General features: G+C 56.7%; 1 protein-coding gene. It reads left to right on the top strand.

Going from position 1 to position 594, the window contains the following annotated elements; all coding sequences use genetic code 11:
- A partial coding sequence (locus GOB90_RS18785; RefSeq protein WP_165832149.1) for a transposase occupies positions 1-405 on the top strand: 405 nt, incomplete at its 5' end.
- Positions 406-594 lie beyond the last annotated feature (189 nt).

Here is a 594-nt window from a genome sequence, read left to right as displayed (position 1 = left end):
CATCGCTTTATTGTCACCACGCTACCGCAGGGAATGTCCGACCCCCGCCATCTCTACGAACAGATTTACTGCGCACGCGGGGATATGGAAAACCGCATCAAGGAATGCCAGATGGATCTGTTCTCAGACAGGACCTCGTCCCACACCATCCGGGCCAACCAGCTCCGGCTGTGGTTCTCGGCCGCAGCCTATGTCCTGCTGACCGCTCTGCAAAGACTGGCCCTTGGCCAGACCAGCCTGGAGACGGCGACCTGTGGCACCATACGCGCACGACTGCTCAAAATCGCGACACGTGTAACGCTCAGCGTCCGTCGGATTGTCCTGTCCATGCCGGACATGTTCCCCTGTCAGCATGAATTCGCCCTCGCTCATGCACGATTGCGAAGGCTCCGGCAGGCCATCTGAAGAAACAGACAGTGCACAGACCACATAGCTTCTACCAACACTGCCTTCTCAGGCCGTGACACCCTCACTGCGTTCAGAACCCGCCGCCAGAAGCAGAATATCGTCAATATTCCAGATCGGGCTCCTGTGGGATGACTGAATTCTACAAAATGACCCGAAATTGCCTCAAGTGTGAGAAATCCGCGTCGA

Source organism: Acetobacter oeni (assembly GCF_011516825.1).
GTDB lineage: Bacteria > Pseudomonadota > Alphaproteobacteria > Acetobacterales > Acetobacteraceae > Acetobacter > Acetobacter oeni.
This window is presented reverse-complemented; position numbering and strand designations above follow the sequence as displayed.